Source organism: Dietzia sp. MNB45 (assembly GCF_051994785.1).
In the GTDB taxonomy this organism is placed as follows: domain Bacteria; phylum Actinomycetota; class Actinomycetes; order Mycobacteriales; family Mycobacteriaceae; genus Dietzia; species Dietzia kunjamensis.
This window is the reverse complement of sequence record NZ_CP163397.1, coordinates 779,466-793,415: the sequence shown is the minus strand read 5'-3', so window position 1 is coordinate 793,415 and position 13,950 is coordinate 779,466. Positions and strand designations below refer to the sequence as shown.

Here is a 13,950-nt window from a genome sequence, read left to right as displayed (position 1 = left end):
GCCGGTCAGACGATCAGCCGGTCAGCCCGAACACCCACACCAACAGCGTCATGGTGACCGCGGTGATGGCGATCAACCCGATCAGGTTGAGCCAGATCCCGCCGCGGATCATCTGGCCGATGGTCACGTATCCCGAGCCGTAGGCGATCGCGTTGGGCGGGGTCGCCACCGGGAGCATGAAGGCGCAGGTGGCGGCGAGCGCGACCGGGACGGCCAGGAACATCGGATCCAGGTCCAGGCCGAGGGCGACGCCACCGGCCACCGGCAGGAACGTGGCGGCGGTGGCGGTGTTGCTCGTCAGCTCGGTGAGGAACAGGACCCCGGCGGCCGCGACGAGCACCAACGCGACGGTCGGCAGCGCGTCCAGCGCCGACGCCTGCTCGCCGATCCACCCGGTGAGTCCGGAACCTGAGAACTGCGCGGACAGTGCCAGTCCGCCACCGAACAGCAGCAGCACGCCCCACGGCAGTCCCAGCGCGGCGTCCCAGGTGAGCAGCCGCACCCCGCGCTCGGTGCCGGCCGGCAGCAGGAACAGCAGCAGCCCGGCCATGAGCGCGATCCCGGCGTCCGAGATCGGCGGGTCCTCCCACACCAGCGGCACGGCCACCCAGGCCACGGCCGCCGCGACGAACACCGCCAGGACGCGCCGTTCGCCCGACGAGGTCGGGCCGAGCCTGCGCAGTTCGTCGTCGAACAGTGCCCGACCCCCGGGGATCCGCTCGATCTCGGGACGGAACAGGACCTTGGTGAGGAGGAACCACGTGATCACGAGCATGACCACCGCCAGCGGCAGTCCGACCAGCATCCAGCGACCGAAACCCAGGACGATGTCGTGCTCACCCTCCAGATAGCCGGCGAGAAGGGTGTTGGGCGGGGTGCCGATGATGGTCGCCAGCGACCCGACCGACGCCGCGTAGGCGATGCCCAGCATCAGCGCCGTGCCGAAGTTCGACCGGATCACGGCCTGCTTCACCTGATCGGAACGCGGATCGGACGAGGAGTCCATCCGGGGGATCGCGTCCTCGTCGTCGTTCCCACCGGCTCCGCCGTTCCCACCGGCTCCGCCGTTCCCACCGGCACGGTCCTTCCCACTGAGCTCGGAGGCGAGCATCAGTACCGACACCCCGATCGGGAGCATCATCACCGCCGTGGCCGTGTTGGACACCCACATGCTCAGAAAGGCGGTGGCGATCATGAACCCGGCGACCACCCGGGTCGACCGGGTACCCATCGCGCGCACGGTGAGCAGGGCGATCCGCCGGTGCAGGTTCCAGCGCTGCATGGCGATCGCGATGAGGAAGCCGCCCATGAACAGGAAGATGATGTTGTTGCCGTACTCGGCGCCCACGTCGTTGACCGAGACGTCCTGACCCAGGACGGGGAACACGATGAGCGGCACCAGCGCGGTGGCCGGGATGGGGATGCACTCGGTCATCCACCAGATGCCGAGCAGGACCGCCACCGCCGCGGTGAGGCGCGCGTTGTGTTCGAGATCGCCCGGCATGACCAGGTACACGATCACGGCCGCCGCCAGCCCGGCGACGGTGCCGATCACGCTGCGGACGAACTCACCCCGCGGCACCGCGGGGTCGAGCTCGCCGGGCGACTTCTGGTCGATCTCCATCCCGCGGTCGGGGTCCGGCTCCAGACCCCTCAGGTGTGGTGCCATCACGATCCTGCGGTCGTCGGTGCCGCCCGCGTCCGTGCCCCCGCCGGTCATGGCCCGCTCCCTCCGCCGGTCACCCCGACGCCTCCCAGCGGGGTGCTCTGGCGATCACGGTAACCCCGGGACGGCGGCCTCACATCCGATCAGGAGCCGGTCGATCCGATCGGGGCGGATCCGAGTGCGCCCGATCCGAGTGCGCCCGATCCGAGTGACAGGGTGCCGTCCGGGGCGACCTCGAGGCCGAACACCGCCAGTTCCTGTGCCGCGCCGCCCTCCGCGGCACCGATCGAGATGACCAGCTCGTGGCGGCCCGGGGCGAGCGGTGCGGCCGGCCGCAGCGTCAGCGGGCGGTCCACCGCCGCCCCGGCGCCCACGCTCACCGGCACGGCCGGCAGGTCCCCGGTGCCGGTCACGATCGGCAGTGCGAGCCGTCGCTTGTCCGGGCCGGTGATGGTGGCCCGGACCTCGCCGGAATACGCCGTGCCGGTGGAGGCAACCCGTACCGACAGGTCGATCACCTCGTCGCCGTCGGCGGTGCCGTCGTCGCCCGGTCGCAGCGCGGCCTGCCCCACCGCGGTGAGGCGGACGGGGAGCGCGACCACCGGATCGGCGGGCCGCGTCTCCGGCGGCGTGCCGTCCCCGACGACCGGCCAGCCGTCCACCCAGTCGAGCCGGTCGAGCATGAGGTAGCGCCGCTGCACGCCGCTGGGCAGCACCGCGTTGCCGCGGGGCGCGGCGTGGTAGAGCATCCAGTCCCCGCCGGCGTCGTCGGTGGCCACGTCCACGTGCCCCGGGCCCACCCAGTCGTCGTCGCCGCGCAGGATGACGTCACCGGGCAGGGGCTCGCCCGGCGCCTGCACCAACGGGCGCCCGGTCCTGTCCTCGTACGGCCCGAACAGTCCGTCGGCGCGGCCGCCCAGCACGCGGTACTGCGAGGCCTCCCCGTCGCAGCACAGCCCGGCGCTGGTGAACAGGTGCGTGCGCCCCTGACGGGTGACCACGGCCGGGGCCTCCACGCCGGTGCCGGCGACGAGCACGGGGTCACCGTCCAGCACCGTGCCGGTGGCGTTCATCGGCACCGCGTGGATGCCCTCGAAGTTCCCCATGAGCATGACCGGGCCGGCGTCGGTGACCACCACCTCGGGGTCCATGGGGTCCAGGTCCTGATACGGCTCCGGGGCGCCGTGGCAGACGATCGGCGCCGGATCGTGCGTCCACGGGCCGTCGACGCCCGGCGCGGTGGCCCGGCCGATACAGGGCGCGGCGCCCCCGGTCGTGTAGTACATGACGGCGCCCGTCGCGGTGAGGTGAACGTCGGGCGCCCACAGGAACGAACCGGGCGGGGCCCACGAGGGCCGGGCGGCGAACGCGTCGCCCACGTACTCCCACTCCACCAGGTCGAAGGACCGGAAGTGCGGGATGAGGCGGGACCCGGCGCCGTCGCCCCAGTCGTCCGAGGTCGCGTGGACGTGGAACGCCCCGTCGGCGCCGCGCTGCACGGAGGGGTCGGGGGCGACCGAGGAGATCACCGGGTTGGCCGCCGCCGTCGCCGCGGTGGTCGCCGAGGCGAGAGGGACGACGACGACGAGCGCCGCGGACACGAGAGCACGGGCAGCCGCCGCCGGTTTCATGTGCTGAGGGTAGACCCGCCACGGGGTGTGTGAACCCCGTTCACCGCGTTCGGCCGGGGCGGATCCGGCGGTGGCAGCGTGCGGCGCGGGCCGCCTCAGGCCTGTCCGGCGCGCTCAGGCCTGTCCGGCGCGCTCCTTGCGCAGCAGGAACCGCTGGATCTTGCCCGACGGGGTCTTGGGCAGCTCGCGGACGAAGTGGATCCGGCGCGGGAAGGCGTGGGCGGCGAACTCCGTCTTGACCCACTTCTGCAGGCCGGACTCGGCCTCCGGGCCACCCTCCACGCCGTCGCGCAGGACCACGTACGCCTCGAGGACCTCCCCGGCCAGGTCGTCGGGGACGCCGATGACCGCCGACTCGAGCACGTCCGGGTGCTTGGCCAGGACGGACTCCACGTCGAACGGGCCGATGCGGTACCCGGACATGATGATCACGTCGTCGTCGCGGCTCGAGAAGTAGAAGTGGCCGTCCGCGTCGAGCTTGGCGGCGTCGCCGGTGTAGTACCAGCGCCCGTCCGCGCTGAAGCGCTCGGCGGTCTTCTCCGGGGCCTGGTGGTAGCCGGTGAACCACATGAGGGGGCTGGCGGGGACGTCGATCGCCACGCGGCCCAGCTCGCCCACGGGGGCGGGCTCGTCGGAGTCCGCGGCGAGCACGGTGCACGACCAGCCCGGCAGCGGCACGCCCATGGAGCCCGGGCGCACGTCCTCCCGCAGCGAGTCATGCCACGGGTTGATGATGAACATCCCGTGCTCGGTCTGCCCGTACTGGTCGCGCACCTCGACGCCGAACTGCTCGGTCGACCACTCGATCACCTCGGGGGTGAGCGGCTCACCGGCGGCCGAGGCTCGGCGGAGCGTGACGTCGGCCGGTGCGATGTCCCGCTTGGCCCGCATGGTGCGGTACACCGTCGGCGCGGCCGCGAAGTTGGTGACGTGGAAGTACTGCAGGACCGCGAACGCCAGCTCCGGGCTGTAGCGGGCGTGCAGCAGCAGGCTCCGACGGCCGACCGCCAGTGGGCCGAGGATGCCGTAGTAGAGGCCGTACGCCCAGCCCGGGTCGGCGCCGTTCCAGAACACGTCGTCGGCCCGCACGTCCAGGCCCGTCTCGATGTACTGGTGGAACGCGGCCAGGGCGCGCACCGGCACGACGACGCCCTTCGGGGTGCCGGTGGTGCCGGAGGTGAACAGCATGACCAGGCCGGCGTCCGGGCCGGTGACCGCCGCGGCGAGGCCGGGCTGCCGGGCGGCGGTGATCGCGGCCAGGTCGAGGTCGCCGTCTCGGGCCTCGGGGCAGTCCGCCAGGCCGGCGACGACCACCGGGACGGCGACGCTCTCGAGCTTTCCTCGCTGGTCCGCGTCGGAGACGACCACCTTGGCGTCGCCACCGGTGAGACGCATCTCGATGGCCGGCCACGCGAACGCGGTGAACAGCGGCATGTGGACGGCACCGAGTCGCCAGATCCCCATGAGGGTGAACACCAGGTCCGCGGACTTGGACATCAGCGTGGCCACCCGGTCGCCCTCGCCCACGCCGAGCTCGGCCAGCGCCGCGGCGACCTTCTCGCTCTCGGTCCGCAGCTCACCGTAGGTGATGTCCCGCCCGGACAGGTCGGCGTCGATGACGGTGAAGGCGACCGCCTCGGGGGCGTGGCGGTCGCACAGGAACTCCGCGGCGCTCGCACCGGGGACGTCGTAGATCGCCAGCAACTGCTCCGGCGACAGGGGCGTGGACGCGGTGTTCTCGGTCATACCGCCAGATTGTGTCGCACGTGACCCACGACGCACCAGCAGCACCCACCAACGGGCACCCCCACTATCGGGGCTGGGCGGTCCGTGTGGTGGCGGTGCACTCTAATGGGAGTCGACCGACCCCGGGGACCGCACGGTCCCCCACCCGCACCCGGAGGACCCCCATGGCCGTGGACCGCCTGCTCCCCAGCGACGAGGCGTACGAACTGCTCGAGATGACGCGTTCCGTCGCGGACAAACTCCTCGAGCCGATCGCCGCCGAGCACGAGCGGAACCACACCTACCCCGAGGGCCTGTTCGCCCAGCTCGGCGAGGTCGGGCTGCTGGGCCTGCCCTACCCGGAGGAGTTCGGCGGCGGCGACCAGCCCTACGAGGTGTACCTCCAGGTGTTGGAGGAGCTCGGCGCCCGCTGGGCGGCCGTCGCCGTGGCGACCAGCGTGCACGGCCTGTCCTGCTTCCCGCTGGCCACCGCCGGGACCGACGCGCAGAAGGCCGAGTGGCTGCCGGGCATGCTCGCCGGCGAGCAGATCGGCGCGTACTCGCTGTCCGAGCCGCAGGCCGGGTCGGACGCCGCCGCCCTGCGGTGCCGCGCGGAGCGGGAGGGCGACGGCCCGGGCTCCGTGTTCGTCGTCAACGGCACCAAGTCGTGGATCACCCACGGCGGGATCGCGGACGTCTACAACACCTTCGTCCGCACCGGCGAGGGCTCCCGTGGGATCTCGTGCCTGCTCATTCCGCGCGAGACCGAGGGCCTACACTTCGGCAAGCCCGAGGACAAGATGGGCCTCAACGGCGTCCCCACCACCACCGCCTCGTACGAGGGCGCCCGGGTCGACGCGGACCGCCTGCTCGGCGCGGAGGGCGACGGCCTGCGCATCGCGTTCTCGGCCCTGGACTCCGGCCGCCTCGGGATCGCCGCGGTGGCCACCGGCATCGCCCAGCGCGCCCTCGACGACGCGGTCGCCTATGCCCGCGAGCGCGAGGCGTTCGGCAAGACGATCATCGGCCACCAGGGGCTGGGCTTCCTCCTCGCCGACATGGCCGCCGCGGTGGCCTCGGCCCGCGCCTCCTACCTCGACGCCGCCCGCCGCAAGGACGCCGGCCGCCCGTACTCGCGGGAGGCCTCGATCGCCAAGCTCACCGCCACCGACGCCGCCATGAAGGTGACGACCGACGCGGTGCAGGTCCTGGGCGGTGTGGGTTACACCCGCGAGTTCCCGGTCGAGCGGTACATGCGCGAGGCCAAGATCACCCAGATCTTCGAGGGCACCAACCAGATCCAGCGGCTGGTGATCGCCCGCAGCCTCGCGGGCTGATCGACTGCCGGCGGCGCCCCGCGCGGCGGCCCTCCGGCTGCGCGCGGCGGCCGGGCCCGCCGGAAATGCCTAGGCTGGGCGGCATGTCCTCCCCTTCCGAGCCCCCCGCCACCGCCGGGTCCCGCGCCGCCGGGTCGCCGTCCGTGCCGACCGAGCTCGTCGTCCTCCTCGACGACGACGCCAACCCGATCGGTACCGCCGACAAGGCCACGGTCCACACCACGGAGACGCCGCTGCACCTGGCGTTCTCGTGCCATGTCGTCGACGACGAGGGGCACGTGCTCCTCACCCGGAGAGCTCTGGACAAGCGGACCTGGCCCGGTATCTGGACGAACTCGTTCTGCGGCCACCCCGGTCCGGGCGAGGATCCGGTCGAGGCGATAGTCCGGCGGGCCGAGCAGGAGCTCGGAACCCGAGTGGACTCGATCGAACCCGCGGTACCGGACTTCCGCTATCGGGCCGTCGACGACTCGGGAATCGTCGAGAACGAGATCTGTCCGGTGTTCACCGCCCGCATCCGCGCCGAGGTGAACCCGCGGGCCGACGAGGTGTGCGCGCACCACTGGGCCCGTCCGGCGGATGTCCGCACCTCGGTCGACGCCACCCCGTTCGCCTTCAGCCCGTGGTTGGTCGCGCAGGTGCCCCGGATGGAGCTCTACTCGCGCTGATCGCGCGGGGCGCGTCAGCCGGGGAGGCTGATGCGCCCCTCCTCGGCGGCCTGGCCGATGTCCCGGCGGAAATGCCCGCCGCCGAGCTCGATGCCGTCGAGGATCCGGTAGGCCTCGGCCCGGGCCGCTGTCAGGTCCGCCCCCGTGCCCACGACCGACAGGACCCGGCCCCCGGCGGAGACGAGCCGGCCCTCCGCGTCGCGGGCCGTGCCGGCGTGGAGCACGCCCGGCTGTTCGGCGCCTTCGATGAGGTCACCGCGCCGCGGCGTCGCCGGGTAGTGCTCGGCTGCCAGGACCACGGTCACGGCGGCGCCGTCACGCCACACCAGCGGCGGAAGGTCGGCCAGTCGGCCGGTGGCCACGGAGTGCAGGGTCTCGCCCAGCGGCGACTCGAGCAGCGCCAGCACGGCCTGTGTCTCCGGGTCGCCGAAGCGGCAGTTGAATTCCACGACCTCGGGCCCGGACGAGGTGATCGCCAGCCCCGCGTACAGCAGGCCGGAGAAGCCGCAGCCACGGGCGACCATCTCGCGGGCCACCGGCTCGCACACCTCGGTGACGATCCGGTCGACCATCGCCTGCGGCAACCACGGCAGCGGAGTGTAGGCGCCCATCCCGCCGGTGTTGGGACCGCGATCGCCCTCGCCGACCCGCTTGTGGTCCTGGGCGGGCAACAACGGCACGACGGTCTCGCCGTCGACCAGGCAGAACAGGGAGACCTCCGGCCCGTCGAGGAACGACTCCAACAGCACCGGGTGCCCGTCGTCGAGACAGGCGAGAGCGTGAGCGCGGGCCGCGTTGCGATCGGGTGTCACGACGACCCCCTTGCCGGCGGCCAACCCGTCGTCCTTGACCACCCAGGTCGGTCCGAAGCGGTCGAGTGCGTCGTCGAGGTCGGCGGGCGAGTCCACGATCTCGGCGCGCGCGGTCTTCACACCCGCAGCCGCCATGACGTCCTTGGCGAACGCCTTGGACCCCTCGATGCGCGCGGCCTCGGCGGACGGGCCGAACACCGGGATCCCGGCCTCGCGCAGGGCGTCGGCGACGCCCGCGACCAGGGGCACCTCGGGACCGATGACGACCAGTCCGGCGTCGAGCTTGCGGGCCAGGGCCGTCACGGCCGCCGGATCGGTCACCGTGAGTTCGTGACACTGCGCCTGCACCATGCCGGGGTTGCCCGGCGCGGCGTGCAACTCCGTCACCGCGGGATCCGCGGCGAGGGCGACGAGGAGGGCGTGCTCACGGGCACCGGAACCGATCACGAGAATGCGCACGACGACCACAGTAGCCCGGCCACTGCGCCGGGCTGGCCCGGCCCGGAACGAACGGGCCCTAGACCCCTGCGTCGGCGGTGATGTCGGCGGCGGGGAACGCCGCGTCGCGGGCCCGCAGCGCCTCGTCGGTGAGCAGGTCCGTCAGACACAGATCAATGGTCCGTGCGGTCGACCGTGCGGCGTCCGGGGTCCGCATCGGGCGGATCCCGAACATCGCCTGGGCGCTGAGGCCGTCGATCGCCGCCCACAGCGGCAGCTCGTCGTTCATGACGACCCCGGGCCGGAACGCCCCCGCCTCGATCCCGCGCTCGACGATCGCCTGCAATTCCACATTGATGGCATCGGCGTGCGCGGCGACGGTCTCCGACGGGCCCAGGTTCTCCATCATCGTGCGGGCCCACGCAGGCTCGTCGATCGAGAACTCCACCACGGCGAGAGCCGCTTCGCGCAGCTCGCGGTAGGCGGCGAAGACCGGATCGCACACCGCACCGCCGACGGCCGCGGCCGCCACGCGACCGACCAGCTCGACGAACCCGCGGGCCGCGACCTCCTCGACGAGCTGCTGCCGATTCGCGAAATGGCGGTACGCCGCGGTGGCGGACACCCCGATGTGCGGGGCGATCTCGCGGAGGATGATCGCCTTCTCCCCCGAGACCCTCGCGCGAGCGGTGGCCTCCTGGATGATGGCGTTGCGCAGATCGCCGTGGTGGTAGGCCTTCTTCTTCACCGCGCCCTCTGCCGTCGCAATACCTGCCTCGACCATGTCGATGCTCCTTCGCGTGTGTAGAGAGGACGGGGGCCACCCGGCGGGTGGCGGATACATCCATTAGACCACTTTTCGCCAGTCTGCCACCTGAGGCCATCGCCCCCGATACGTAGGCTGGGGTCCATGTCGACCGTTTTCAGCAAGATCATCGCCGGTGAACTGCCGGGCCGGTTCGTCTGGAAGGACCCCGAGGTGGTCGCCTTCCTCACCATCGCACCGGTCGCGCCCGGCCACACGCTGGTCGTCCCGCGCGCGGAGGTCGATCGGTGGACCGATCTCGAGCCCGCGCTGCTGACCCGGCTCAACGAGGTCGCACAGGCCGTCGGCAAGGCGGTCGTGGGAGGCCTCGGTGCGGCGCGCGCCGGGTATCTCATCGCCGGCTTCGAGGTGCCGCACACCCACATCCACATCTTCCCCGCCGACGACATGTCCGGATTCGACCTGTCGCTGGCGGACCCCGACGCGCCCGCCGAGGAATCCGACGCGGCGGCCGAGACCATCCGGCGGTCGCTGCGCGAACTGGGCTACGGGGAGTTCGTCCCGGAGGCCTGAACCCGGGGCCGTCCGCCCGGGGTCGGCGGTCGGCCGCCGGCGCCGGGCCCTGCCCGATCGTCAGTGTCCGAGCGCCCGGGTGACGTCCTGCATGTCCTGATAGTCGGTCCACGCCGCGACGAGACCGTCGCGGAGCGCGAAGAACGAGCCGACCTCCACCTTCAGGGCGACCCCACCGATGGTGAGGTGTGTGGTCCGGTTGAGCGCCGCCACATCGCCCGAGCCCAGTACGTGGTGGATGTCCACGCTGACGTCGGTCGAGACATCCTGGTTGAACTCGATCACATGGCGCAGGCCCTCGTGTCCCCGGACGGTCTGCGTGCCCTCGATCGTGAGAACGACGTCCGGCGTGCACCATGACTGCGCAGTCTCGACGTCCCCCGCGAACGCCGCCTCGACCAGCGCCCTGACCACTTCCCGGGGATCCACCTCCCCGGCTCCGCGTTCGCTCACGGCATCCGCCTCCCCGTTAGCCGACGATCTCGTCGATCGCGTGCATGCTCTTGTAGTCTGCCCATCGCGTGACCACCCCGTCCTCCACTTCCACGAACGAACAGCCCCGGATCTCGACCCCCCCACTGGGCAGCGTGTACCGCTCGATCCGGCGCAGCGCGACGACCCCCTCGGACTCCAGGACCTCCCCCTCCACCCCGACGGTGAGGAAACCGGCCAGTCGGGAGAGGTCGGACACGATGTCGCGGACACCATCGTGCCCCTCGTAGCGCCTGACCTGGCCTGTCGTATAGACGATCGACGGAGAAGACAGTGCGATGGTCCGCTCGGCGTCGCCCGAGGCGAGGGCGGCCATCCACGCAGTGGCGATCTCTGTTGCGGACTGCGTCATCTCGGCGGCGTCCTTCTGGCGACGGGAATGTTGAGAACATTCTACTCACCAGTAGACGGAGGCTAACAATGATCACTGAACTGGGGGTCCCGCTCAGGGCCGCATCCCGCGGCCACCACCGACGGCCCGACACTTGGCGTGCCCTCAGCTTCCGGCTCGAACGCCGACGCCACTCGAGAGCTGGAGACGAGACTTGAACTCGCAACCGCCCGATTACAAGTCGGGTGCGCTACCAATTGCGCCACTCCAGCACGGGCGGCGACACCGCCGCGGCCCGCCAGTCATCCTAACCCGGCCACCGTCGGGGCTCTTGACTACGGTGTGCACCGTGGAGACCCGCGACGCACCGGCACCGCTCACCCGACCCCTGGCGTGGATGGGACTGCGCAAGTCCGCCATGGACCTGGCGGTCGAGCCCCCGCTGTCCCCCATGGCGCCGGTCGACCTCGACGACGACGGCGCCGTCACCGATGTCCTCAACCTCGCCCTCGAGATCGGCGGGATCCTGCTGTCCTCCGGCGAGGGCGCGGCGGACACCGTCGCCCAGGCCGAGTCCGTGGCGGCGGCGTTCGGCCTGCCGGGCGCGACCGTGGAGGTCACCTTCACGTCGCTGACCATCGGGGTCAACCGACGTCGCGGCCGACCGCCGATCTCGGTCATCCGGGTGGTCAACTACCGCACCGTCGACATGACGCGCGTGACCCGCGTGTCCCGTCTCATCGACCTCATCGTGCGCCGTCAGCTCACCGTCGACCAGGCCACGGCCGAGGTCGAGAGGATCGTGGCCTCCCCGCACCCGCACTCCTTCCGCGTCGCGGTCCTGGGGTGGGCGATGCTGGGGTGCGCGGTCGTCATCCAGCTCGGGGGCAGCCCGCTGGCCGGCCTCATCTCCATGGTCTCGACGTTCGCCCTGATGTACGCCAACCGCTACCTGGACAGCCACCGACTCCCGAGCTTCTTTCAGCAGGTCGTGGGCGGGTTCATCGCGGCCGCGTGGGCCCTCGCCGCGTACGTGGCCGTGAGCAACAACTTCATCGAGGTCCAACCGTCCCAGCTGGTCGCGGCCGGGATCATCGTGCTGCTCGCCGGGCTCACCCTCGTCGGCGCCATCGAGGACGCCATCACCGGGTTCCCCGTGACCTCTGCCGGGCGAGGGGTCGAGACGATGGTCATGACCGGCGGTGTGCTGGGCGGGATCACGATCGCACTCGCCGCGTTCGAACGCCTCGGCATGTCCCCGCCCCCGATCGACCCGGCCATCGCCGGCAACGCCGCGGTGCACATCGCGGTCTTCGCCGCGGGCGTGGGCGCCGCCGGGTTCGCCGTGGCTAGTTATGCGACGGTGCGCGCGACCTGGCTCGCCGCTGCCGTCGGCGCGATAGGGATGCTCATCTTCCAGGCGGTCATGGCCACCGGCCTGGGCGTGGTGGTGGGGTCCGCGCTCGCGGCCTGCACGATGGGCCTGATCGGCGGCATCCTCGCCCGTATCGCGACCGTCCCGCCGCTGGTGGTGACCATCGCCGGCATCACGCCGTTCCTGCCGGGCCTGTCCGTGTACCGCGGCCTGTCGGCGCTGACGAGCGACCAGACGGGTATCGGTCTGGGCCTGATGTTCCAGGCGTTGGCGATCGCTGTGGCACTGGCCGCCGGGATCGTGTTCGGTGAGTGGGTGACCCGCAATCTGCGCCGGTCGGCGGCCGCGGACGGGTGACGTAGGATCGGCAGCGGACGATGTCGCCCGAACAGGGCGCGCGCCCCCCCACCGATCACAGGAGGACACCGATGGCATCCGCCGCCGCCAGCAAAGAACCCGAGCTCGACGACCTGGAGCCGGTCGCGGACGAGACCGCCGACATGGCCCGCAAGGTCGTGGCCTCGTACTCGGCCGACGCCGACGAGTGCCGGATGCTCCTCGACATGCTGGGGATCGGTCCGGAGCCGCAGGTGACGGCGGACGCCGAGTAACCAGACCACAGCGATCCACGCGAGGGGACAACCGATGACGAGCGGTGCCGGGCAGACGTCCACCGGAGCAGGTGCCGACTTCGTCGTCGTCGCCAATCGTCTCCCCGTGGACCTCGTCATCGACCGAGACGGCACCGAACACTGGAAGGCCAGCCCCGGCGGTCTCGTGACGGCGCTGGAGTCCATCCTCAAGGCCAACGACGGCGCCTGGGTGGGCTGGCCCGGCGTCCCCGACGCCGCCCCCGAACCGTTCGACACGGACGGCATCCGCCTCCACTCGGTCACCCTGTCCGCCCAGGACGTCGAGCTCTACTACGAGGGTTTCTCCAACGCCACCCTCTGGCCGTTGTTCCACGACGTGGTGGTGCCGGCCGAGTACCACCGCGAATGGTGGAACGCGTACCGCGAGATCAACACCCGTTTCGCCGAGGCCACCGCGGAGGCCGCCGCCGAGGGCGCCACCGTCTGGGTGCAGGACTACCAGCTGTTGCTGGTGCCCTGTCTGCTGCGCGAGCTGCGGCCCGACCTGACCATCGGGTTCTTCCTCCACATCCCGTTCCCGCCCGTCGAACTGTTCATGCAGCTGCCGTGGCGCACCGAGCTGGTCGAGGGAATGCTCGGCGCGGACCTGGTGGGTTTCCACCTGCCCGGCGGAGCGGACAACTTCCGGATCCTCGCCAACCGCCTGCGCGGCTACCCGTCCGTCCGACTGCGGTCGACGCGGGGCCGCGCCTCCGAGATCCGGGTGGACGACCGCATGGTGCGGGTCGGCGCGTTCCCCATCTCCATCGACTCCGCGGCCGTGGACGCCACGGCCCGCACGCGCGAGACCCAGGCCCGCGCGGCCCGCCTGCGCGACGAGTTGGGGTCACCGCGGGTCCTCCTGCTGGGCGTGGACCGTCTGGACTACACCAAGGGCATCGACGTCCGCCTGCGCGCGCTGGAGGAGCTGTTCGAGGAGGGGCGCCTGGAGCCCGCCGACGTGACCCTCCTCCAGCTGGCCACGCCGAGCCGCGAACGGGTCGAGCAGTACCAGATCATGCGGTCGCGGATCGAGGAGTCGGTGGGCCGCATCAACGGCACGTTCGGCGAGATCGGGCACCCCGTGGTGACCTACATCCACCGGCCCGTCCCCAAGACGGAACTGGCGGCGTTCTACGCGGCCGCCGACGTCATGCTGGTGACGCCCGTGCGGGACGGCATGAACCTGGTGGCCAAGGAGTACGTGGCCTCGTGCACCGACGGCGAGGGCGCCCTGGTGCTCAGCGAGTTCGCCGGCGCCGCCGCGGAGCTACGCCAGGCGTACCTGTGCAACCCGCACGATCTCGACGGGGTCAAGGACGCCATCATGGCCGCGGTCCACGACTCCCCCGATGACCGACGTCGCCGTATGCGGTCACTGCGTCGGCAGGTGTTGAGCAATGACGTCCACGCGTGGGCCCGCCGGTTCTTCAACACCCTCGACGCCACCTCGGACGACTAGGACCCCGTCCGCCCCGGGCGGCGCCCCATACCCGGGCGTCGG

13 protein-coding genes and 1 tRNA gene are annotated in these 13,950 nt (G+C 71.7%); 6 read left to right on the top strand and 8 right to left on the bottom strand.

Annotation, left to right across the window (positions count from 1 at the left end; genetic code table 11):
* Positions 1-13 precede the first annotated feature (13 nt).
* From AB5G72_RS03885 to AB5G72_RS03875, 3 genes are all read right to left on the bottom strand, one after another.
* Positions 14-1,504: an SLC13 family permease gene (locus AB5G72_RS03885; protein ID WP_422110379.1), complete on the bottom strand. Its 1,491-nt coding sequence runs from the start codon at positions 1,502-1,504 to the stop codon at positions 14-16.
* Positions 1,505-1,809: 305 nt separating this feature from the next.
* A complete protein-coding gene (locus AB5G72_RS03880; RefSeq protein ID WP_440221048.1) occupies positions 1,810-3,297 on the bottom strand; it encodes a family 43 glycosylhydrolase in 1,488 nt (495 codons plus the stop codon).
* A gap of 114 nt (positions 3,298-3,411) precedes the next feature.
* Positions 3,412-5,043 (bottom strand): AMP-binding protein, encoded by a 1,632-nt coding sequence (locus tag AB5G72_RS03875; protein WP_440221047.1) that lies wholly within the window; start codon positions 5,041-5,043, stop codon positions 3,412-3,414.
* A 164-nt stretch (positions 5,044-5,207) separates the two neighbouring features.
* Between AB5G72_RS03875 and AB5G72_RS03870 the strand changes: the two genes are divergently transcribed.
* Both AB5G72_RS03870 and idi read left to right on the top strand, forming a co-directional pair.
* Positions 5,208-6,359, top strand: coding sequence for an acyl-CoA dehydrogenase family protein (locus AB5G72_RS03870; RefSeq protein WP_119191923.1), 1,152 nt, complete (start codon positions 5,208-5,210; stop codon positions 6,357-6,359).
* 83 nt (positions 6,360-6,442) lie between these two features.
* The gene (gene idi, locus AB5G72_RS03865) at positions 6,443-7,027 is read left to right on the top strand and encodes an isopentenyl-diphosphate Delta-isomerase (protein WP_119191922.1); all 585 of its coding nucleotides are present in this window, start codon (positions 6,443-6,445) and stop codon (positions 7,025-7,027) included.
* 14 nt (positions 7,028-7,041) lie between these two features.
* Here idi and purD read toward each other — a convergent pair whose 3' ends face one another.
* Both purD and AB5G72_RS03855 read right to left on the bottom strand, forming a co-directional pair.
* Positions 7,042-8,298, bottom strand: coding sequence for a phosphoribosylamine--glycine ligase (purD, locus tag AB5G72_RS03860; RefSeq protein ID WP_069390242.1), 1,257 nt, complete (start codon positions 8,296-8,298; stop codon positions 7,042-7,044).
* Between the two features lie 58 nt (positions 8,299-8,356).
* Positions 8,357-9,061 carry a TetR/AcrR family transcriptional regulator gene (locus tag AB5G72_RS03855; RefSeq protein ID WP_440221046.1) on the bottom strand — a complete coding sequence of 235 codons (705 nt, stop codon included), beginning with the start codon at positions 9,059-9,061 and terminating at the stop codon, positions 8,357-8,359.
* A 126-nt stretch (positions 9,062-9,187) separates the two neighbouring features.
* Between AB5G72_RS03855 and AB5G72_RS03850 the strand changes: the two genes are divergently transcribed.
* Complete coding sequence (locus AB5G72_RS03850) at positions 9,188-9,616, top strand: HIT family protein (RefSeq protein ID WP_067711927.1); 429 nt, start codon at positions 9,188-9,190, stop codon at positions 9,614-9,616.
* 60 nt (positions 9,617-9,676) lie between these two features.
* Here AB5G72_RS03850 and AB5G72_RS03845 read toward each other — a convergent pair whose 3' ends face one another.
* The 3 genes from AB5G72_RS03845 to AB5G72_RS03835 form a co-directional block, all read right to left on the bottom strand.
* A complete protein-coding gene (locus AB5G72_RS03845; RefSeq protein ID WP_227022412.1) occupies positions 9,677-10,069 on the bottom strand; it encodes a nuclear transport factor 2 family protein in 393 nt (130 codons plus the stop codon).
* 16 nt (positions 10,070-10,085) lie between these two features.
* Positions 10,086-10,460, bottom strand: a complete 375-nt coding sequence (locus AB5G72_RS03840; RefSeq protein WP_440221045.1) for a nuclear transport factor 2 family protein — start codon at positions 10,458-10,460, stop codon at positions 10,086-10,088.
* 178 nt (positions 10,461-10,638) lie between these two features.
* Positions 10,639-10,711, bottom strand: a tRNA-Thr gene (locus tag AB5G72_RS03835).
* A gap of 77 nt (positions 10,712-10,788) precedes the next feature.
* Here AB5G72_RS03835 and AB5G72_RS03830 point away from each other — a divergent pair.
* The 3 genes from AB5G72_RS03830 to AB5G72_RS03820 all read left to right on the top strand — a co-directional run bounded on the left by AB5G72_RS03830 (position 10,789) and on the right by AB5G72_RS03820 (position 13,908).
* Positions 10,789-12,171 carry a threonine/serine ThrE exporter family protein gene (locus AB5G72_RS03830; protein WP_241504344.1) on the top strand — a complete coding sequence of 461 codons (1,383 nt, stop codon included), beginning with the start codon at positions 10,789-10,791 and terminating at the stop codon, positions 12,169-12,171.
* 71 nt (positions 12,172-12,242) lie between these two features.
* Positions 12,243-12,425: a hypothetical protein gene (locus tag AB5G72_RS03825; protein WP_067711921.1), complete on the top strand. Its 183-nt coding sequence runs from the start codon at positions 12,243-12,245 to the stop codon at positions 12,423-12,425.
* A 34-nt stretch (positions 12,426-12,459) separates the two neighbouring features.
* Entirely contained in the window at positions 12,460-13,908 is a 1,449-nt protein-coding gene (locus AB5G72_RS03820) for an alpha,alpha-trehalose-phosphate synthase (UDP-forming) (RefSeq protein ID WP_440221044.1), read from the top strand.
* Positions 13,909-13,950 lie beyond the last annotated feature (42 nt).

What these genes read in the sequence shown, in the direction of transcription:
- AB5G72_RS03855 (WP_440221046.1), bottom strand. Translation starts at nt 9,061, where the DNA reads ATGGTCGAGGCAGGTATTGCGACGGCAGAGGGCGCGGTGAAGAAGAAG.
- AB5G72_RS03880 (WP_440221048.1), bottom strand. Translation starts at nt 3,297, where the DNA reads ATGAAACCGGCGGCGGCTGCCCGTGCTCTCGTGTCCGCGGCGCTCGTC.
- idi (WP_119191922.1), top strand. Translation starts at nt 6,443, where the DNA reads ATGTCCTCCCCTTCCGAGCCCCCCGCCACCGCCGGGTCCCGCGCCGCC.
- AB5G72_RS03850 (WP_067711927.1), top strand. Translation starts at nt 9,188, where the DNA reads ATGTCGACCGTTTTCAGCAAGATCATCGCCGGTGAACTGCCGGGCCGG.
- AB5G72_RS03825 (WP_067711921.1), top strand. Translation starts at nt 12,243, where the DNA reads ATGGCATCCGCCGCCGCCAGCAAAGAACCCGAGCTCGACGACCTGGAG.
- AB5G72_RS03875 (WP_440221047.1), bottom strand. Translation starts at nt 5,043, where the DNA reads ATGACCGAGAACACCGCGTCCACGCCCCTGTCGCCGGAGCAGTTGCTG.
- AB5G72_RS03840 (WP_440221045.1), bottom strand. Translation starts at nt 10,460, where the DNA reads ATGACGCAGTCCGCAACAGAGATCGCCACTGCGTGGATGGCCGCCCTC.
- AB5G72_RS03870 (WP_119191923.1), top strand. Translation starts at nt 5,208, where the DNA reads ATGGCCGTGGACCGCCTGCTCCCCAGCGACGAGGCGTACGAACTGCTC.
- AB5G72_RS03820 (WP_440221044.1), top strand. Translation starts at nt 12,460, where the DNA reads ATGACGAGCGGTGCCGGGCAGACGTCCACCGGAGCAGGTGCCGACTTC.
- AB5G72_RS03885 (WP_422110379.1), bottom strand. Translation starts at nt 1,504, where the DNA reads ATGCCGGGCGATCTCGAACACAACGCGCGCCTCACCGCGGCGGTGGCG.